Genomic DNA, 17,816 nt, shown 5'->3' with positions numbered 1-17,816 from the left:
TCGGGGGGTGGAGGAGGGACGCAGGCCCGGAGCCTGGGGGCCAAGCGGAAGGGCGCCGGGCCGCCCCAAGCCCGGAGGGCCCCCTCGGGGGGTGGAGGAGGGCCGCAGGCCCGGAGCCTGGGGGCCTGTCATACGGCAAACGACGCCGCCAGCGAGCCGATGAGCAAGTTCCAGCCGTCGGCCAGCACGAAGAGCATCAGCTTGAAGGGCAGGGCCACCAACACGGGCGACAGCATCATCATCCCCAAGCTCATCAATACGCTGGCCACGATCATGTCGATGACCAAGAAGGGGATGAAGATCATGAAGCCGATCTGGAACGCCGTCTTCAGCTCGCTGGTGACGAAGGCGGGCACGAGCACGCGGAAGGGAACGTCTTCGGCTTTGACCGCGTTGTCCACTTTGGCCAGGCGCGAGAACAAGGCGAGGTCGCTCTGCCGGGTTTGCTTCAGCATGAAGGCGCGCATCGGGGCTTGGGCCTTCTCCAGCGCCTGGTCGAAACCGATTTGCCCCGTGGAGTAGGGCTGCCAAGCCTCGGCGTAGACCTTGTCGAGCGTCGGGCTCATGACGAAGAAGGTCAGGAACAAGCTCAAGCCGATGATGACTTGGTTGGGCGGCGCGGCCTGCGTGCCCAGGGCTTGGCGCATCAGGCTCAGCACGATGACGATGCGCGTGAAGCCCGTCATCATCAGCAGCACCGCGGGCAAGAAGCCCAAGGCGGTGAAGAACAGCAGGGTCTGGATGGGCACCGAGTAGCTGGTGCCGCCGCTGCCTTGGCCCACCAGCACGGGCAGGTTACCGGCCGACTGAGCCCAGCCAGCGCCTGCCGCCAAAAGCAGGCCTGCGGCCGTGAGGGTGCGCTTCATGGTTGACCTCCGCGCGCGCGCTGCAGCAGCTTGGCAAAGCTCACCCGCTCGGGCGCGGGCAAGTCCTGCGGCGGCAACTCGGTCAGCAGGTTGATGTGTTGGGCCGTGGCGCCCAGCAGCAGCCAACGGCGTGACGCGCCCTCGCCCAGCTCCACCGTCAGCAGGCGTTGACCCGGACCCAGGCTGGTGACGCCCACCACCCGCAGGCCGGGCTGCAAGCCCGCCAAGGGCAAGGGCGAGCGTTTGAGCAGCCACAGCGCCACTGGGATGAGCGCCAGGATGGCCAGGAACCACAGCGCGGGGAGCCAGGAGGAGGTCGTCATGCAGCCCATTGTGGGCAGCGAGACCTTGGCGAAAACGCCGCTTTTGAGGCCGGGTTCGGGGGCTTATCGAACGATCGAGCGCGCCCTCATTGGCCCTTGGACAGGCGGCGCATGCGCTCGGAAGGGGTCACGATGTCGGTCAGCCGGATGCCGAACTTGTCGTTCACCACCACGACCTCGCCTTGGGCGATCAGGTAGCCGTTGACGAGCACGTCCATGGGCTCGCCGGCCAGCGCGTCCAGCTCGACCACCGAGCCCTGGGCGAGTTGCAGGATGTTCTTGATGGGGATGCGCGTGCGCCCCAACTCCACGGTGAGTTGCACCGGGATGTCGAGGATCATGTTGATGTCGTTGGCCCCGCTGGGCAGCGACGTGGGCGAGAAGTTCGCGAAAGAGGCGGGCGCCACCTGTTCCACCTGGGGAGGTTCATCCACCACCGCGGTATCGCTTCCTCCACCACCCGCGCCAGACTCCGCCAGCGCCGCTGCCCACTCCGCGGCCAGGGCGTCCTGGTCGTCGCTGCCCGTGCTCGGTTCGTCAGGCGTCATTGCGTGCTCCCAGCCAACTGGCCTGCGAGCCGGTCAGCATTTCGTGGATCTTGATGGCGTACTTGCCGTTGCTCGTGCCGTACTGGCAATCGAAGACGGGCACCCCGTCGACCTTGGCCTTGATCATGGCTTCGAGGTCGAGTTCGATGAAGTCCCCGGGCTTGAAGGCCAGCAACTGCTCCACCGTGGCCGGGGCGGTGCCCAGCTCGGCCACCAGCTCGACCTGGGCGGCCTGGATCTGGTTCTTGAGCAGGTTGACCCAGCGGCGATCGGGCTCGGTGCTGTCGCCCTGCGTGGTGCTGTAGAGCACGTCGCGAATGGGCTCCAGCGTGGAGTAGGGGGTGCAGAAGTAGATGGTGCCGGTGGTCTCGCCGACCTCCAGCGTGAACGAACTGGAGACCACGATCTCCGACGGCGTGGCGATGGTGGCGAACTGCGGCTGCATTTCGCTGCGCACGTACTCCAACTCCAGCGGGTAGATGCCGCGCCAGGCCTTGTGGTATTCGGCGGTGATGACTTCGATGAGGCGCTGGATGACGCGTTGCTCGGTGGGCGAGAAGTCGCGCCCCTCGATGCGCGCGTGGAACTTGCCCTGGCCCCCGTACAAGGCGTCGATCACGGCGAACACCAGGGTCGGGTCGCACACCACCAAGCCCGAGCCGCGCAGCGGCTTGACCGCCATGATGTTGAAGTTCGTCGGGACGACGATCTCGCGCAGGAAGTGGCTGTACTTGTGCACCTTGATGCCGCCGATGGCGACTTCGGGGCTCTTGCGGATGAAGTTGAACAGGCCGACGCGGATGTTGCGGGCGAAGCGCTCGTTGATGATTTCCATCGTGGGCATGCGCCCACGGACGATCCGCTCCTGGCTCTCCAGGCGGTACTCGCGAATGCCGCCCTCAGGAACTTCTTCCTGCTCGAGCTTCTGGCTCTCGCCCGTGATGCCCTGAAGCAGGGCATCGACTTCGTCTTGCGAGAGGATTTGTTGGTTCATGGCGAGGCCGAGGCGGCAGCGGTCACTGCACGATGAATTGCGAAAACAGAACCTGGGTCACCGGCAGCGCGGGGGCCTTCTTCTTCTTTTTCTTCTTCTTGGGGGCTTCTTCGTCCTCGTCGGCGGCAGGCGCTTCTTCCGGCTCCAACTCGTAGCCCAGCGGGCGCACGGCCTCTGCCAGGATCTCGTGCTGCAGCTTCTTCTTGCCCTCGTGGCTCAGCAAATCGACCGCGGTTTTGTGCGACAGCACGACGATGACGCCGGAACGGATGGCCGGCAAGTAGGCCTTGAGTTGGTCGGCGGTCTTTTGGTCGACGACTTCGAGCGTGACACCGACTTGGGCGTAGCGGTCGGCGTCCTTGTCGGTCAGGTTGACCGTGAAGGGGTCGAGCGGCAGGTACACGGGGGGCGCGCTGGGTTTGGCTTTGTGCACCTCGGCCGCCGCGGGCGTGCCGTCGGCTTCCTCGTCGCCTTCTTCGGCCTTGGGCTTCTTTTTGAGCAGCATCACGGCCGCGCCAGCACCGATGAGCACGACCACCAGCACGATCACGATGATCATGATCAGCTTCTTTTTGCCGCCTCCAGCGGGAGGGGCAGCGGCAGCGGCTTCAGGGGCAGCGGTGGCCATGGGTTCTCCAGGGTGTGGTTCCGATTATTCGGCGCGACAACGGTAGACCATCGCGAAATCAGGCACGGAAATCAGGCGTAAAGGTCGAGCAAGCCGCGGCCCGCCGGGCGGGGTGGGGGCAGGCCCTCCAAGCCCACGACCGCCTGCTGCGCGCCGCGCGGGCCGCGGTCCCCTGAACGGCGTTCGCTCGGCGGGGACTCGCCGCGCTGTTGGCGGCTTTGCACGTCGGCCCCGCCGAGTTGCAGCCCTTCTCGGGCGAGGGCCTGGGCCAAGTCGGGCAGGGCGGCTTGCAGCGCATCGCGGGTGCTGCCCAGGTCGGCGGTGAAGCGCACTTGGGCTTGCCCGCCTTCCACACCGATCCACACCTGCACGGCGCCCAGGCTGCCGGGGTTCAGACGCAATTCGGCTTCATGCTGGCCATCCCGGGCCCAAACCGCCACTTGCGCCCCCAGCGCGGCCGCAAAGTCGGGATGGTCCAACGGAGGCGCCAACGCAGCGGCGGCCGGTGTGGGGGCCAGCGAGGAGCCGCCCAGGCGCAGGCTGGCGGATGGATCGGCCCCGCTGCTGGCGAGCGGTGTGCCGGCGTTCACCGCTTCGGCGCGCCATCCGCGTTCCGGCAAGGCGTCGCGACCGCCCCGTGCGGCTCGCAGGCCCAGCTCGCCATCGCTCCGCGGCGTGCCTGCCCCCGGCGCCGTGGCCGACGTCGCCATGGCCGCCGTGTCGGTTGGCTCTGGCGTGCCCCGCCCCGCGGCGCGAGGACTGGCACCGCGTCGCATGGGGTCGGGGCGGCCCAAGCCCTGAGCGTCGTCGAGGTCGGCGGCGGACGAGGGCGGCTCGGGCGGTGCGTGGCCCTCCGCTGCCGCTCCGGTCGACGTCGGTCCCCTGGCGCGTCCCGAGGCGGCCCAAGGGTGGAGCGAGAGGGAGGCTGCTGTCGCCTCCGCATCGGTCGTCACGTCGCTGGCCGTGGCGGATGCTGCGGCCGCCGGCAGCGCCAGGCCGGTGGGCTGGCCGGCTTCTGCCGATCGTGGTTGGGGCACGTCGGAACTGAAGGCCTGGATCGCGGGCTCTGCATGGTCGGCGCTGAGCGGTTTCGTGCCCGAGGCGTCTTCAGCGGGCTCGGGGGCCTCGTCGGGGCCTTCGGTGCCCAGCGCCGCAGCTACGTTCGCGGCGTGCATGGGGGCGCGCTCGGGTTCGTCGGCGGCGTGGTTGAACGGTTCGTGGGGCCGCTGCGCGGCGCGGCTGTCGGGGGAGCGCGCAGGCGGGCTCGCGGGCTGGGGCGAGGGGTTGGCGCGTTCGGCACGCTCAGGCCTTGGGGGCTGTTGGGCCGCAGCGGGTGGGCGCACCGGTTCGGGGCGCGCGCGCGCCAGCCAATCGGCGAAGCCGGGGCCACGGTCGGTGCTCACGGTCGTGCCTGGAAGCGTGGCCCGTGGGTTCGGGGCGCCACCCAGGGGCAGCAGGGGATCGGGGCGGTTGGCGATGGGCATGGTGGACGGCGCTCAGGGGCGCAGGGCGGCGCCTGGGGCGCCCAGGCGGCGTTGGCCGAATTCGTCGTTGGCTTTTTGCTCTTGCCGAGCGGCCAGTCGCTGGGCCTCGGCCCAGCGCCGCTCGATGAGTTTGCGGATGGCCGCGACGCGCATTTCCTTGTCTTGAAGGGCTTGACGGGCCAAGTCCAGGCGACCTTCGAGCACGGTGGCCAACTGGCCCTGCTGGGCGATGGCCTCGCCCAGTCGGTCGCCGAAGCGGCGGTAGTTCTGCAGGGTTTCGATGCCGGTGTTGCTGTGCTGGAACTGCTGGTGCCAGCGGGCGTCGTACTCGCCCTGGTAGCGATGCAGGTCTTGCGCCTGGGCACGCGCTTGGTTGGCCCGGGCTTGGGCTTGCAGCATCAGGGCCTGGGCTTGGTCGCGCTCACGCTCGGCCTGCCGCAGCACCAGTTGCAGGGTGTCCAGGTTGGCCATCTCAAGCGCCGGTGGCCGTGCTCAGCACAGCGCTCATCTGGGCGACGGACACGGCCAGCGGTGCCGCGGTGTGCATGTCTTGCTGCAGCAGCTGGTTCATGGCGGGCAACAGGCGCACGGCCAAGTCCAGTTCGGGGTCGCTGCCAGGAGCGTAGGCGCCAATCTGAATCAGGTCGCGCGCTTTGTTGTACTTGGCCAGCAATTGGCGAAAGCGCCGTGCCTGCTCGACATGGATGGAGGGGGCCACCGCCGTCATCACGCGGCTGATGGAGCGCTCGACGTCGATGGCCGGGTAATGGCCGGCCTCGGCCAACTCGCGGCTGAGCACGAAGTGGCCATCCAAGATGCCGCGGGCCGCGTCGGCGATGGGGTCTTGCTGGTCGTCGCCTTCGCTGAGCACCGTGTAGAAGGCCGTGATGCTGCCGCCGCCAGCCACGCCGTTGCCGCTGCGCTCCACCAGCATGGGCAGCTTGGCGAAGCAGCTGGGCGGGTAGCCCTTGGTGGCGGGCGGCTCGCCGATGGCCAAGGCGATCTCGCGCTGCGCTTGGGCGTAGCGGGTGAGGCTGTCCATCAGCAGCAGCACGTGCAGGCCTTGGTCGCGGAAGTGCTCGGCGATGGCCGAGGCGTACGCGGCGCCCTGCATGCGCACCAATGGGGGCGCGTCGGCCGGGGCGGCGACGACCACGCTGCGGGCCAGGCCTTCTTCTTCCAGGATGTCTTCGATGAACTCTTTGACTTCGCGGCCGCGTTCGCCAATGAGGCCGACCACGATGACATCGGCCTGCGTGTATCGGGCCATCATGCCCAGCAGCACCGACTTGCCCACGCCGGTGCCGGCGAACAGGCCCAGGCGCTGGCCGCGGCCGACGGTGAGCAAGGCGTTGATGGCGCGCACGCCGGTGTCCAGCGGGGTGCGCACCGGGTCGCGGTCCATGGCGTTGATGGGGCGGCGGGCCATGGGGGCGCGCTCGACATGCTCCAACGGCCCGCGGCGGTCCATGGGGTGCCCGAAGGCGTCCACCACGCGGCCCAACAGGCCGGCGCCCATGGGCAGGTGCAAGCCGCGGTCGGCGTCGCGGCGCCAAGGGTGGCGCGGCTCGCCCAAGCGTGGCGGGCGGGGCGGCGTGCTGCGCACGCGCACGCGAGCACCGCTGGACAGGCCTTGCAGCTCGTCCGTGGGCATGAGGAAAGCGCGGTCGTTGCCGAAGCCCACCACCTCTGCCCGGGCAGCGCGCTCGCCCGGGCGGGCATCGGGGCGGTGGATCTCGCACAGGGCGCCCACCGGGGCGTTCACGCCGCTGGCTTCCAGCACCAAGCCGGCCACCCGGGTGAGCTTGCCCTCGGCCTCCAGCGCCAGGGGTTCGCTGGCGTGCGCCTGCAGGTCGGCCAAAAACAGTCGCCACCGGGCCGTGCGCTCAGCGGTGCTCATGGGGGCGCCGGGGGCGGTCACGATTCGTCCGGCTCCACCAGGCTGTCGCCCGTGGGTGCGGGGCCCCACGGGGTATTCTGGCCCAGTTGGGCGGCGGCTTGCTGCCAGCGGTGGGCGATGAGGGCGTCGACGCTGGCGATGTCGCTGTCCACGCGGCAGCCACCGCGCTCCAAGGCGTCGTCCGCCACCAATTGGGCCCCGCGGCTGCGCAGGGTGTCGGCAGCGCCGTCTTGCACCAAGGGGAGGTCGTCCGGGTGGACGTAAACGCGCACATGCCGGGCGTTGAGCATCAGGGTCTCGACGGCCTCGTGCGCCACGCGGGCGATGTGCTCGGGGTGCTGCTGAAGCTCGGCCCGCACCACCTGTTGGGCGAGCTCCACCGCGGCGCGGGTGAGCGCATCGGCCATGTGCTGTTCGATCTGGCTCAGCGCTTGATCGAAGCTGGCCACGAGCGCACCGATTTGAGTCGCCACCTGCCGCGCGTGCACCTGCTTGAAGGCGTCGGCGCTGGCTTGGCCATCGCGCAAGCCATCCTGGTAGCCGGCTTGTCGGGCGGCAGCCAGCAACTCGCGGGGGTCGGGCGGCGGCGGCGTGGGGGCGGCTGCCGGGGCTGGGGCTGCTGGCGCGGCGGGGGCAGACAGGGGCGGTCGTGGCTTGCCGAGGCCGCCGAGCGCGTCGGGTCGCCAGGGTTGAACCTGCTCGATCTCCTCGCGCGGGATAAAGCGCCCGTAGGTGCTGGCAGGCTTGTGGGTGCCACCCTGGGGAGGGGGCACGTTCTTGACGGGCTTGGCGCTCATGGGGGAGAACCCAGGCATGGTTCAGACGTCCGCACCTTACAGGAACTGGTCGTCGCCGCCGGTGGCCAGCACGATCTGGCCTTCGTCGACCAAGCGGCGAACGATCTTGAGCATTTCCTTTTGCTCGGCTTCCACCTCGGACAGGCGCACCGGACCGCGGCTTTCGAGGTCTTCGCGCAGGGTTTCGGCCGCCCGCGTGGACATGTTGCGGAAGATCTTCTCGCGCAGGTCGGGGCTGGCGCCCTTGAGGGCCAGCACCAGCGACTCGGACTGCACCTCCTTGAGCAGGGACTGGATGCCCTTGTCGTCGACCTTTTCCAGGTCGTCGAACGTGAACATGTTGTCCATGATCTTCTGCGCCAACTCGCTGTCGAGCTCGCGGATGTAGTCCAGCGCCGAGGCCTCCACGCTGGAGCCCATCATGTTGATGATTTCCGCCGCGCTCTTGACGCCGCCCAGGCTGCTGCGCTTCATGCGGTCTCCGCCCGACAAGATTTGGCTCATCACCTCGTTGAGGTCCTTCAGGGCCGTGGGTTGCACGCCATCGAGGGTGGCGATGCGGATGAGCACCTCGTTGCGGTGTCGCTCCGTCCACTGCTTGAGCACGTCGGCCACTTGATCGAACTCCAGGTGCGACAAGATGGCGGCCACGATTTGTGGGTGTTCGTTGCGCAGCAATTCGGCCACCGACACCGGGTCCATCCACTTCAAACTCTCGATGGACGACACATCGCTGCCTTGCAGGATGCGGTCCAGCAGCAGGTTGGCCTTGTCTTCCCCGAGGGCCTTGCGAAGCACCTGGCGCACGTACTCGTCGGTGTCGCTGACCAGCATGCTTTGCGTGCCGGCCACTTTCTCGAAGCGTTCCAGCACGTCTTCCACGCGGGTGCGCGGCACCACCTTGAGCTTGGCGATGGTTTCGCCCAGCTTTTGCACCTCTTTCGGTGCCAAGTGCTTGAACACCTCGGAGGCCTCCTCCTCGCCCAAGGTCATCAAGAGGATGGCGGCGTCTTCGACCCCTTTGTCGTCCATGTTCTGCTCCTCAGCCGACGGTCGGCTCTTCGCCGTTCATCCAGGCGCGCACGATGTTGGCCACCGCCAGGGGGTTACCCTGCGCCATCATGCGGGCGCGCTCGAGTTTGGTGGCGTCGATGGGCGCTTCCAGTGCGGGCAGGCCCAATTCGGCTTTCGGGCCCTCCAGTTGGGGCGTGTCGCCCACCACCTCGCTCAACTGTGCACCCGCGGGGACGGTCTTGACCAGATCTTTCGGATCATCGGGGTAGGCGGCCTTGATGGCCGGGCGCACCATGCCGAACACCACGATGAGCGCCACCAGCACCAAGGCCAGCGGAACCGCCCCGGAGCCGACCAGGTCGCGCACCCAGGGTTGCTGCAGCAGCGGGACGTTCACCTCCTCGATGTCGGGCTTCACGAAGGGGGCGCTGAGGATTTGCAGGCTGTCGCCGCGCTGCGCGTTGTAGCCGATGGCTTCGCGCACCAAGGCGGTCAGGCGCTCGACCTCGGCCTCGGGAACGGGCTCCGTGGTGGTCTTGCCCTTGGCGTCCACCTTGGTGCGGTGGTTGAGCACCACCGCGGTGGACAAGCGGCGCACACCGCCGCTGGCTTGCCGCACCACGCGCACCGTCTTGTCGAGTTCGAAATTGGTCACGCTGTCGCGGCGGCTGGAGCTGTTGGCACCCGCGCCTTGGGCCGCCTGCAGCGGGGCGCTGGCGCCGGTGATGGGCGCTTGCGCCGGCACGGGAGGCTGGTTGCTGACCGCCCCAGGCACGCCGGTGGGGGTGGCGTTGCCGTTGCCGCTCAGCGATTCGTTGGTCTGTTGGCTGCGCACCGCTTGGGGCGCGCTGGCGCCTTGGTTGGGCACGTAGGCTTCGCTGGTTTGCTCCACCTGCGAAAAATCCAAATCCGCCACCACGGTGGCGCGCAGGTTGTTCGGGCCCACGATGGGCTCCAGCAAGGCGTGGATGCGTTGGCTGAGCCCCGCTTCGAACTGCGCCTTGTAGGTTTGCTGCTGCGCTTCCATCCCCAAGCCGACGCCGTCGTCGTTGCTGCCGCTGAGCAGCTTGCCGGTTTGGTCCAACACGCTCACCGCGCTGGGTCGCAGTTCGGGCACGCTGGCCGAAACCAGGTGCACGATGCCCGCGATCTGTCCGCGGTCGAGCGCTCGGCCCCCCCGCAGGTGCAGCATCACGCTGGCGCTGGGCTTTTGCTGCTCGCGGAAGAAGCCGGTCTGTTGGGGGATGGCCAGGTGCACGCGGGCGTCGGCCACGTCGGCCAGGGCCGTGATGGTGCGGGTCAGCTCGCCTTCCAGGGCCCGCTGGAAGTTCAGCCGCTCGTTGAACTGGGTCTGGCCCATGCTCGGTTTGTCCAGCAGTTCAAAGCCCACCAGGCTGCCCTTGGGCAGTCCGGCGCTGGCCAGTTTCATGCGGACGTCGTACACCTGCGCCGCGGGCACGAGGATGGTGCCGCCGGGCTCGTTCTTGTAGGGCACCTGCATTTGGGCCAGTTGCGCGATGACGGCGCCGCCGTCTTTGTCGGACAAGCCGGTGAACACCGGCCGGTAGTCCCCTCCCCGGCCCCAGAGCGCCAGCAGCACCAGCACGGCGACGATCAAGGCCAGCCCCGCCATGAGGCCGATTTGGTTGCGTCGGGGCATGGCCTGCAGGCGGTCGGCCAGGCGGACCGGCTCCGTCACGACGACGGCGCCAGAAGCAGGGGCAGCAAGGGTGGTGTCCATGGCGAGCGATTATTTGGACCTCACCCCTCAAGCGTGCGCCAAACAAGCCGATAAAGCGGCCCTTACTTTGCGCCATGGGTCGGTGGTGGACGGCCTAGGCTTCGTCCCGTCATGAATCCGGTGCAGCTCAAACCCTTCGACTTCGCCAGCGCGGTGGCCCGTGCCGGCCTGTCCGCGCCGCAAGGCTTGGCGGGCTCAGCGAAGGCGGCGCCGGTGGCGGGTGCGAGCTTTGCGGACGCCATGAGCCAGGCATTGCAGGGCGTCAGCCGCAGCCAGCTGGAGGCATCCCGCTTGCAGCGCGAGGTCCAGATGGACAACCCCACGGTGAGCCTGGAGGAGACCATGGTTGCCATGCAGAAAAGCCAAATTGGCTTTCAAGCCGTGCTGCAAGTTCGCAACCGCCTGGTCTCGGCCTACTCCGAGATCATGAACATGCAGGTCTGACGCCCTCGGAGGGTGTGTCGGCGATGCGGCGTTTTTAGCTTCAGCGCCCCTGCAACTGCCGCTTCAGCCCGCTGATGGCGCGCTGCACTGCGCTCGATTCCGCCAATTCGGTCGCCAGGCCCTCGGCCCGCAGCCGTTCCAAGGCGCGGCGGGTCATCGAATGCGCACCGCCAGCCAGGGGCGAGGTGAACATGAAGAAACGGCCGTTGTCGCTGCGCCAAGCCATGCGTGCGGTCGTCCACTGCCCCTGCAAGAACAGCTTGCAGCGCGTGCCCGGCCGCAGGCCATCCATCCAGCGGTTCACGGCGAGGGCCGCTTCCTCGGTGTCCAAGGCCATGGGCACCGTCGGCAATTGGCCGACGTTGCTTTCCCCACCCGTCCAGGTGTTGCTGGGCCGGGTGTCCACGCCGTCATCCGGGAGCGGGTCGTCCAGGGGGCGCTCGGTCAACGACGCGTCGCTGGCGCGCCAGTCGATGTCCGTGTCGGGCCCGCTGCTGCTGACCTCGGGGCTGGGCGTGGATGTGCTGTTCGAGAACAGCACCCGACGGTGGGTGCCCATCAAGTCGTTGAGCACCCGCTCGCGATGCGGTTGCGGCAAGTCGACTAGCTCCATGCCTTGCTGCACCCGCTCGATGAGCTTGGGCAAGCCCCGCATGATGCGCACCCGCTCGGCATCGTTGGCCGGCACCTGCAGGCTGGCCAGCAATTCGTCCACCGTGCCCACCAGGGCCTGGGTTTCGGCCGATTCATCGCCCTGCACGGCCATGGCGCGCGCCAGGATCTCGGTCCAAGGTCCCGTGAGGAAGGTGTGCAGGGTTTGGCTGATGGCCGGCGCCTTGGCCAATTGGATGTCGACCTGCTGACGCAGCAGCGGGATCAACGCCTTTTCCTGATCGGCGCGGCGCAGCACTTCGCGGGCAGGCGCGGTCCGTGCCTCTTGGCGGGCCTCGTCGTCGGCGATGTAAGCCTGCACGTCGGCCAGCGCGGACTCGAAATCTTGGCGCCCCCCCCCTTGAGCCAAGCGCTCGACCACCGGCTCGACGAAGCCCATGAAGTCGGTGCCGATCGGATCGTGTGCCGCTGGGTGGTCGCCGGCGTGCGCTGCGATGCGGTTGATCAGTGCCCAGGTCGGGTGGTCGTCGTTGGTCAGCAGCGTGGGGTCGACTTGGGCCAGCCGCGTCACGACCTGCTCCAGCTTGGCGATGGAGCGCCTGACTTGGCGGTCGAGTCGCGGGTCTTGGACGATCTGCCCGAACAGGCCCTGGACGACGGCATGCTGACGGTCGACAGGGCTTGCGCCCGCCGCGCCCGCTGCGGGCGCCTTTGCGGACTCGGACGGAATGCCGGCCAGCATGTCGGCCAGGCGTTGCAGATCGGCCCCGTGGCTGGTCGGCGGGTCGTCCGCGCGCGTGACCGAGGCCAGGCGGTCCAGCCCGGCGCGGAAGGTGAGTGACACCGGTTCGACCGCTTCCGCCGGTGGGGCTGGCGTCGAAGGCGGCAGGCCGGCGGCACCGCTGAGGCTGGCTCCAGAGACGGTCGACAAACCGCTGTGGCCGCTCAGCCCACTCAGCCCGCTCAGCCCACTGAGCCCACTGAGCCCACTGAGCCCGGTGAATCCCGTGAAGCCCGTCGTGCCCGAGACGGTGGCGACACCCGAAACGGTCGGGGCCCCCAAGGCCCCAGGCGACATCCCTGGGGGCGCCCCCGCCGCCCCCCCTGCTGCGCCCGAGGTGGGGGAGGTGACGATGGCGCCGTACGCCGCGTCGGTGGCCCCCCAGCGTCGCAACTGTTCGCTGCATTGCAGGTAGAACAGGCGCAACTCGCCCGCCGTGACCGCGGCTGCGGCGCGCATGGCGCCAGAGCGTGCTTCAGCGCTCGGGGCCAGCTCTTGCACCGCCTGGCCAAAGGACCGGCCCACGGACGCCGGGCTGGCCGGGTGATCGTCGGCGAGCAGGGGGCCGTCGCCCAAGGGGTCGCGCTGCAAAGCACGAATCTGGCTCATCAGCTCGCGCCACTCCCATTCGGCTTGCAAGTCGACGGCCTGCACCACGCGCGAGATTTCGATGTCGCGCACCGCCTGGTCTTCGTCGACGAGCGCGAGGTCCTTCAACTCCAGCAGGGCCAGCGGCCGAGCTGCGGTCGGCGCAGCGGGTCGGCTGGGTTGGTCCATGTTCTGCTGCCAGTGCCGAGCAAAGGCGGCCGAGAGGCGGCCGGCCGACCCCTTGAGCCAAGCCACGGCCGACAGCGTCTGCGCGCGGATGGCGGGGTCGAGGCTGAGGTGGGTGGGGTCCTGCAGGCGCGAGAGCAAGGACTCGACCACGCGCTGGCACAAAGCCGGTGCCGAGGTGGACACAGCCACCAAGTGGCGGCGAATGAGGTCTGCGTCAGACATGGGGCGCGGAGGACCGCTCTGCGAAAGAGCGCATGGGTCAAGGAACCGTGGGGCCCGAACGGGCCGGGACGTCCGCAGACTCTAGCCCAGGCGCCCAGCCCTCAGCGCAGCCCTGGGGGCACTGTCGGGGTCTCAGCGTGCCAATGTGCCGCCCCCGTCGCTGGCCGCGCTCGCCTCTGCCCGCAACCGCCACGTGCTGGCGTCGCGCGGCCACCCGAGGGTTGAACCCGCTCGTGAGCGTCCAGGGTGTGGGGAACCAGGATTGGCGTGAGGGGTGAAGCGGTCAACTGCCGTGTTGAGGCTCAGTGCAGCGAAGGGCTGCCGGGCGCGACCCAGCGGCCCAAATCGTCCAACCAAGGCTCGGCCAAGGCGCGGATCTCGGCATCGTTCACCAAGATCCGCTGCATGATCCGCGCCTTCAGCGGCGCCTCGTCGGGGCCCAGGCTTTGGTCGCTGGCGGCGTGTTTGAGCTGGGCGATGAGCAGGGCGCAGGCGCCCTCAAGCTTGACCACCTCGTCCCAATTGCCGGCGCGGGCGCACTGCAGCATGTCGGCGCTGGCCTGCTCGATGGCTTCGTAGTAGCTGAGGAGTTGGGCGTTCACGGCGGTGTGTCCCTGAGCTGAATGGGTGGGCAAGGGCCTCAGGCGGCGGCGGCGTTGGACGGGGCAATCTGCGCCCAAGCGTCGCGAACGGGCGCCAGGATTTGGCGCACTTCCTGGATGGCCCTCAGGTCGTCTCGCAAGTTCGCTTGCGTCAGGCGAAGGCTCGCGTAGGCGTACAAGTCGCGCAATTGCAAGGCCAGCGGACCGCCGTTCTCCGGGTCGAGTCCTGCTTTCAGCCCCTCATCGAGGATGCGAACGGCTTTCGACAGGGCGCGCGCTTTGATGTCGCGTTGGTCGGCCTGCAAGGCGCCTTCGGCACGCGCCAAGGCATCGAAGAGCCCGTCCCACAGCATTTGGATCAGGCGATGCGGGCTGGCACCGTCGACCTCGGTTTCCAGGCCGATTCGGCTGTAGACGTGCGCCGGCCGGCTGTGGCGGGGTGCGAAAGGCGATGAAGGGTTGAACATCGGGACACCTGGGCGCTGGAGAGTTACCTAGGTTTTCGACGCCTGCCCCGGCAACTTGAGCTCGCACAGCCCCGGGATTGCCGCCCCACCGCGGGGCAATTCACGCTTTCGCCGGGGGCCGGGCGCCGCCCGCGCTCATCAGCCGAATTGCTGATTGACGTACGCGGCCAAGTTGTTCGATTTGCTCATCGTGGCATCCAAGGCCGTGTACTGCTGGCGCAACCGCTTCTCCATCAGGCTCAGCCGACGCTCCAGCTCTTCGCCGCGCTTGTCGTTGTTGCTGATGCGCGATTGGATGCCCTTTTGACGAGAGTCCAAGCGACCGTCGGTGTTCAGCAGCGTGTCCACCGCCCCCTTGAACTGCAAGGCCAGGCCGCTGTTGCTGGCGTTGCCTGTGTCCTCGCCGGCGAACAAGGCCCGCAGGCTGGTGCTGTTGCCCAGGGCGGCGTCCAACTTGGTGTTGTCCACCTTCAGCGTGCCATCGGTTTGGGGTTCCAGTCCGATGGCCGCCAGCCGGTCCAGGCTGCCCCCGAGCGTCGTGCTGGCCCCAGCCAGGGCGCGCAACTGAAACTGGATGCCGTTCACCGTGCTGTCGCCCTTCAAGGGGCCGCCTCCGCGGGTGGCGGGGTCGACACGGCTTTGTTCGCGCAGCAGGGTGATGGTGCCGTTGTAAGCCGTGACGAAATCGGTGATGGCTTTCTTGATGGCCTCTTTGTCTTGCCCCACGTTCACGGTGGTGCTGGCGCCGGCCTTGCGCAGGTTCAGTGTCACGCCTTCGATGGCGCCGGTGATTTCGTTGGTGGCCGACTCGATGTCGATGCCATCGATGTTGACGCGGGCGTTCAGCGCCGCTTGCTTGGACAGCCCGGGGTTCACCCCGGCGGTGGGGTCGTAGGCCAACGACGACAGGCCACTGCCGTCGGTGTTGTTGCCGTCGGCATCGCTCACCTCGACCTTGAAGCCGTTGGCTTGGCCGGAGTTGCTGCCGCGCATGACCAGTCGCGAGCCGTTCACGTCACTGACCACGCTGGCCACGATGCCGGCCTTCAGTGCATTGATCTGGTCCCGCACCTTTTCCAGTTGGTCTTGCCCGGAAATGATGGGAATGACCAGCGAGGTGCGGGTCGGGTCGGTGTCGAAGCTGCTCAGGTCGTCGTTGTAGCGGCCGAAGGTGATCGTCATCGTGCCCGCTCCCACGCCTGTGCCGCTGGGGATGGCGTTGGACGCCAGCGACTGTGCCGCCGCCAAGCGGTTGACGTTGACGGTGTAGGCGCCGGCGGCCGCACCGGCCGTGGCCGTGGCCGTTGTCACGGTGGCATCGGCTGCGGCGACGGTGGCTGCGGTGAACGTGTCGGCGCGGGTCAGCTTGGTGGCGGCATCGCGCAAGGTGGACAGCTGGGACTGCAACTTGCCGAAGGCCGACAGCTGGGTTTTCAAGCCATCGGTGTTGCGTTGCAGCTGGGTGATGGGCGTGCGCTCCGCGGCGACGAGGCGCGAAATCAGCGTCTCGACGTCGATCCCACTGCCGATGCCGGCGGACGAGATGGTGGCCATGGTGCGTTCTCCTCAAAAATCCCCATGCGAGTACAGCGGCCGGCCCCCAGGGGGCCTTCCGCCCCAGGGTCTTCGGCCGCTTTCGAGAGGACTTGAGGGTGGCAGTGTGAAAAATTTCACGCCGCCTTCGCCCGGTTGTCAGCCCCGCAGCAGCTGCAGCACCTGCTGCGGCAGCTGGTTGGCCTGCGCAACCATGGCGGTGCCCGCTTGCTGCAGGATGTTGGCGCGGCTGAGCGCCGAGGTCTCTTGCGCGTAGTCGGCGTCCATGATGCGGCTGCGGGCCGCCATCTGGTTTTCGTACGAGATCTGCAGGTTGCTGATCACCGCGTCGAACCGGTTTTGCTGGGCGCCCAGGATGGCCCGGTCACCGTTGATCTTGTCGAACGCGGCGTCGATGTTGGCAATCACGGTGGCGATCTGCGTGATGTCGGTCGTGCCGTCGATGGTGGCCCGACCCGAGCCCGTGGCGTCGGTGCCGCTGATGACGGTCACCAGGGCGTCAGCGGCCAGGTTGGTGGTGGTGAACTCGATCACGTCGTTGTCGGTCGTGTTGGCGCCCACCTGGAAGACCTGCGTACCGGCGGCGTCGGCCAGGATGGGCTTGCCGTTGAAGGTGGTGCCGCGGATGTTGCGCTGGATTTCTTTGGCCAGCTCACCGAACTCTTTGTCCAGCGCGTTTTTGTCGCTGGGGCTGTTCGTGGCGTTTCGGGCCTGGATGGCCAGCTCTCGCATGCGTTGCAGGTTGTCGGTGACCCGCGCCAGGGCGCCTTCGGCCACCTGGGCCAGCGAGATGCCGTCGTTGGCGTTTCGCATGGCCACGGCAAAGCCGCGAGCCTGGGCGTGCATGCGCTCGGCGATGGCCATGCCGGCGGCATCGTCTTTCGCTGAGTTGACCCGCAGGCCCGAGGACAGGCGTTGGGTCGCCACCTGCAGCGCCCCCTGGGACATGTTCAGGTTGCGCTGCGCGTTCAGCGAAGCGATGTTGGTGTTGATGATCTGCGGCATCACGCACTCCTTGCGAATCTGCGCCGGGGCCGACGGGCCAAACCGGATGAGGCAGATTCTTGGAGCAGGGCGTGCGCCGCAAAGCGCCGAAAAGCGGCCGGTTTGGCCGCCATTCCGTCAGTGAGAGGACCCGGCGCCGCAGCGGGCGCCGGGTTGGGGCGTCAGCCGCGCAAGAGGGCCAGCACACCTTGGGGCAGGGCGTTGGCCTGCGCCACCATCGAGTTGCCCGCCTGCTGCAGGATATTGGCGCGGCTGAGGTTGGCGGTTTCGACGGCGAAGTCGGCGTCCATGATGCGGCTGCGGGCGGCGGTTTGGTTCTCGTAGGCCACCATCAGCGCGCTGATCACGGCTTCGAACCGGTTTTGCACGGCACCGTAGGTGGCGCGTTCGCCGTTGACCTTGTTAAGGGCCGTGTCGATGTTGTCGATCACGGTCTTCAGCGCCGCGGCGTCGCCGTTGAGGTTGGCGCCCGTGACGGCCGTGACGTCGCCGTCGGTGGCGAAATTCAGCGTCGTTATGGTGATTTCATCGTTGGTCGAGGTGTTGGCGCCCACTTGGAACAACTGCGCGCCGGCGTCGGCGCCCACGATGGCGCGGCCGTTGAAGGTTGTCCCCGCAAGCACCCTCTCAATCTCGTCGCCCAACTGTTCGAATTCCTTGCTCAGCGAGGCCTTGTCGGTGGTGGTGTTGGTGGCATTGCGGGCCTGCACGGCCAGTTCGCGCATGCGCTGCAGCGCGTCGCCCGCTTTGGACAGGGCGCCTTCGGCCGTTTGAGACAGCGAGATGCCGTCGTTGGCGTTGCGGATGGCGACCATCATGCCGCGTGCCTGGGAACTCATGCGTTCGGCAATGGCCAGGCCGGCGGCGTCGTCCTTGGCGGAGTTGACGCGCAAGCCGCTGGATAAGCGTTGAACCGAGGTTTGCAGCGACGCTTGGCTCATCGCCGTGTTGCGCTGCGCGTTCAACGACGCGATGTTGGTGTTGATGATGGCGGGCATGTCGCGGTCCTTTCAGAACGGGTGACGGTTTCAGGGACGAGGCAGCGTGCGCTGCTGGA

18 protein-coding genes are annotated in these 17,816 nt (G+C 68.0%); 1 reads left to right on the top strand and 17 read right to left on the bottom strand.

Features of this window, described 5'->3' with window-relative positions:
- Positions 1-128 precede the first annotated feature (128 nt).
- The 11 genes from fliP to fliF form a co-directional block, all read right to left on the bottom strand.
- Positions 129-866: a flagellar type III secretion system pore protein FliP gene (fliP, locus tag O9335_RS05235; RefSeq protein WP_298384591.1), complete on the bottom strand. Its 738-nt coding sequence runs from the start codon at positions 864-866 to the stop codon at positions 129-131.
- Entirely contained in the window at positions 863-1,189 is a 327-nt protein-coding gene (locus O9335_RS05230; RefSeq protein ID WP_298384588.1) for a flagellar biosynthetic protein FliO, read from the bottom strand. The genes fliP and O9335_RS05230 overlap by 4 nt, the downstream gene beginning before the upstream one ends.
- An 86-nt stretch (positions 1,190-1,275) precedes the next feature.
- Complete coding sequence (fliN, locus tag O9335_RS05225; protein WP_298384585.1) at positions 1,276-1,737, bottom strand: flagellar motor switch protein FliN; 462 nt, start codon at positions 1,735-1,737, stop codon at positions 1,276-1,278.
- The gene (fliM, locus tag O9335_RS05220) at positions 1,727-2,731 is read right to left on the bottom strand and encodes a flagellar motor switch protein FliM (protein ID WP_298384582.1); all 1,005 of its coding nucleotides are present in this window, start codon (positions 2,729-2,731) and stop codon (positions 1,727-1,729) included. Before fliM ends, fliN begins: the two co-directional genes overlap by 11 nt.
- Before the next feature lie 22 nt (positions 2,732-2,753).
- Complete coding sequence (fliL, locus tag O9335_RS05215) at positions 2,754-3,359, bottom strand: flagellar basal body-associated FliL family protein (protein WP_298384579.1); 606 nt, start codon at positions 3,357-3,359, stop codon at positions 2,754-2,756.
- Positions 3,360-3,430: 71 nt separating this feature from the next.
- Positions 3,431-4,843 carry a flagellar hook-length control protein FliK gene (locus O9335_RS05210; protein ID WP_298384576.1) on the bottom strand — a complete coding sequence of 471 codons (1,413 nt, stop codon included), beginning with the start codon at positions 4,841-4,843 and terminating at the stop codon, positions 3,431-3,433.
- Positions 4,844-4,855: 12 nt separating this feature from the next.
- Positions 4,856-5,314, bottom strand: a complete 459-nt coding sequence (gene fliJ, locus O9335_RS05205; protein WP_298384573.1) for a flagellar export protein FliJ — start codon at positions 5,312-5,314, stop codon at positions 4,856-4,858.
- 1 nt (position 5,315) lies between these two features.
- Positions 5,316-6,743 carry a flagellar protein export ATPase FliI gene (fliI, locus tag O9335_RS05200; protein ID WP_298384570.1) on the bottom strand — a complete coding sequence of 476 codons (1,428 nt, stop codon included), beginning with the start codon at positions 6,741-6,743 and terminating at the stop codon, positions 5,316-5,318.
- A gap of 17 nt (positions 6,744-6,760) precedes the next feature.
- Positions 6,761-7,540 carry a FliH/SctL family protein gene (locus tag O9335_RS05195; RefSeq protein WP_298384568.1) on the bottom strand — a complete coding sequence of 260 codons (780 nt, stop codon included), beginning with the start codon at positions 7,538-7,540 and terminating at the stop codon, positions 6,761-6,763.
- A 36-nt stretch (positions 7,541-7,576) separates the two neighbouring features.
- On the bottom strand, positions 7,577-8,572 hold the full coding sequence (gene fliG / locus O9335_RS05190) for a flagellar motor switch protein FliG (RefSeq protein WP_298384566.1): 996 nt from the start codon (positions 8,570-8,572) through the stop codon (positions 7,577-7,579).
- 10 nt (positions 8,573-8,582) lie between these two features.
- On the bottom strand, positions 8,583-10,295 hold the full coding sequence (gene fliF, locus O9335_RS05185) for a flagellar basal-body MS-ring/collar protein FliF (protein ID WP_298384562.1): 1,713 nt from the start codon (positions 10,293-10,295) through the stop codon (positions 8,583-8,585).
- Positions 10,296-10,406: 111 nt separating this feature from the next.
- Between fliF and fliE the strand changes: the two genes are divergently transcribed.
- Positions 10,407-10,739, top strand: coding sequence for a flagellar hook-basal body complex protein FliE (gene fliE / locus O9335_RS05180; RefSeq protein ID WP_298384558.1), 333 nt, complete (start codon positions 10,407-10,409; stop codon positions 10,737-10,739).
- A 40-nt stretch (positions 10,740-10,779) separates the two neighbouring features.
- Here the strand turns inward: fliE and O9335_RS05175 are convergent, their stop codons facing one another.
- The 6 genes from O9335_RS05175 to O9335_RS05150 form a co-directional block, all read right to left on the bottom strand.
- Positions 10,780-13,131, bottom strand: a complete 2,352-nt coding sequence (locus O9335_RS05175; RefSeq protein WP_298384555.1) for a DUF1631 family protein — start codon at positions 13,129-13,131, stop codon at positions 10,780-10,782.
- A gap of 302 nt (positions 13,132-13,433) precedes the next feature.
- Positions 13,434-13,733, bottom strand: coding sequence for a flagellar protein FliT (locus tag O9335_RS05170; protein ID WP_298384551.1), 300 nt, complete (start codon positions 13,731-13,733; stop codon positions 13,434-13,436).
- 38 nt (positions 13,734-13,771) lie between these two features.
- The gene (fliS, locus tag O9335_RS05165; protein WP_298384548.1) at positions 13,772-14,200 is read right to left on the bottom strand and encodes a flagellar export chaperone FliS; all 429 of its coding nucleotides are present in this window, start codon (positions 14,198-14,200) and stop codon (positions 13,772-13,774) included.
- A 138-nt stretch (positions 14,201-14,338) separates the two neighbouring features.
- Positions 14,339-15,754 carry a flagellar filament capping protein FliD gene (gene fliD / locus O9335_RS05160; RefSeq protein ID WP_298384545.1) on the bottom strand — a complete coding sequence of 472 codons (1,416 nt, stop codon included), beginning with the start codon at positions 15,752-15,754 and terminating at the stop codon, positions 14,339-14,341.
- Between the two features lie 138 nt (positions 15,755-15,892).
- Positions 15,893-16,759 carry a flagellin gene (locus O9335_RS05155; RefSeq protein WP_298384542.1) on the bottom strand — a complete coding sequence of 289 codons (867 nt, stop codon included), beginning with the start codon at positions 16,757-16,759 and terminating at the stop codon, positions 15,893-15,895.
- Between the two features lie 161 nt (positions 16,760-16,920).
- Positions 16,921-17,757, bottom strand: a complete 837-nt coding sequence (locus O9335_RS05150) for a flagellin (RefSeq protein WP_298384539.1) — start codon at positions 17,755-17,757, stop codon at positions 16,921-16,923.
- Positions 17,758-17,816: the final 59 nt, after the last annotated feature.

Source organism: Inhella sp., assembly GCF_027532025.1.
Classification (GTDB): Bacteria; Pseudomonadota; Gammaproteobacteria; order Burkholderiales; family Burkholderiaceae_C; genus Inhella.
This window is presented reverse-complemented; position numbering and strand designations above follow the sequence as displayed.

Bases quoted from the DNA above. Each gene is read 5' to 3' on its own strand.
- fliS (WP_298384548.1), bottom strand. From the start codon at position 14,200: ATGTTCAACCCTTCATCGCCTTTCGCACCCCGCCACAGCCGGCCGGCG.
- fliN (WP_298384585.1), bottom strand. From the start codon at position 1,737: ATGACGCCTGACGAACCGAGCACGGGCAGCGACGACCAGGACGCCCTG.
- O9335_RS05150 (WP_298384539.1), bottom strand. From the start codon at position 17,757: ATGCCCGCCATCATCAACACCAACATCGCGTCGTTGAACGCGCAGCGC.
- O9335_RS05230 (WP_298384588.1), bottom strand. From the start codon at position 1,189: ATGACGACCTCCTCCTGGCTCCCCGCGCTGTGGTTCCTGGCCATCCTG.
- O9335_RS05210 (WP_298384576.1), bottom strand. From the start codon at position 4,843: ATGCCCATCGCCAACCGCCCCGATCCCCTGCTGCCCCTGGGTGGCGCC.
- fliF (WP_298384562.1), bottom strand. From the start codon at position 10,295: ATGGACACCACCCTTGCTGCCCCTGCTTCTGGCGCCGTCGTCGTGACG.
- fliJ (WP_298384573.1), bottom strand. From the start codon at position 5,314: ATGGCCAACCTGGACACCCTGCAACTGGTGCTGCGGCAGGCCGAGCGT.
- fliM (WP_298384582.1), bottom strand. From the start codon at position 2,731: ATGAACCAACAAATCCTCTCGCAAGACGAAGTCGATGCCCTGCTTCAG.
- fliG (WP_298384566.1), bottom strand. From the start codon at position 8,572: ATGGACGACAAAGGGGTCGAAGACGCCGCCATCCTCTTGATGACCTTG.
- fliI (WP_298384570.1), bottom strand. From the start codon at position 6,743: ATGAGCACCGCTGAGCGCACGGCCCGGTGGCGACTGTTTTTGGCCGAC.
- fliE (WP_298384558.1), top strand. From the start codon at position 10,407: ATGAATCCGGTGCAGCTCAAACCCTTCGACTTCGCCAGCGCGGTGGCC.
- fliD (WP_298384545.1), bottom strand. From the start codon at position 15,754: ATGGCCACCATCTCGTCCGCCGGCATCGGCAGTGGGATCGACGTCGAG.
- O9335_RS05155 (WP_298384542.1), bottom strand. From the start codon at position 16,759: ATGCCGCAGATCATCAACACCAACATCGCTTCGCTGAACGCGCAGCGC.
- O9335_RS05195 (WP_298384568.1), bottom strand. From the start codon at position 7,540: ATGAGCGCCAAGCCCGTCAAGAACGTGCCCCCTCCCCAGGGTGGCACC.
- O9335_RS05175 (WP_298384555.1), bottom strand. From the start codon at position 13,131: ATGTCTGACGCAGACCTCATTCGCCGCCACTTGGTGGCTGTGTCCACC.
- fliP (WP_298384591.1), bottom strand. From the start codon at position 866: ATGAAGCGCACCCTCACGGCCGCAGGCCTGCTTTTGGCGGCAGGCGCT.
- fliL (WP_298384579.1), bottom strand. From the start codon at position 3,359: ATGGCCACCGCTGCCCCTGAAGCCGCTGCCGCTGCCCCTCCCGCTGGA.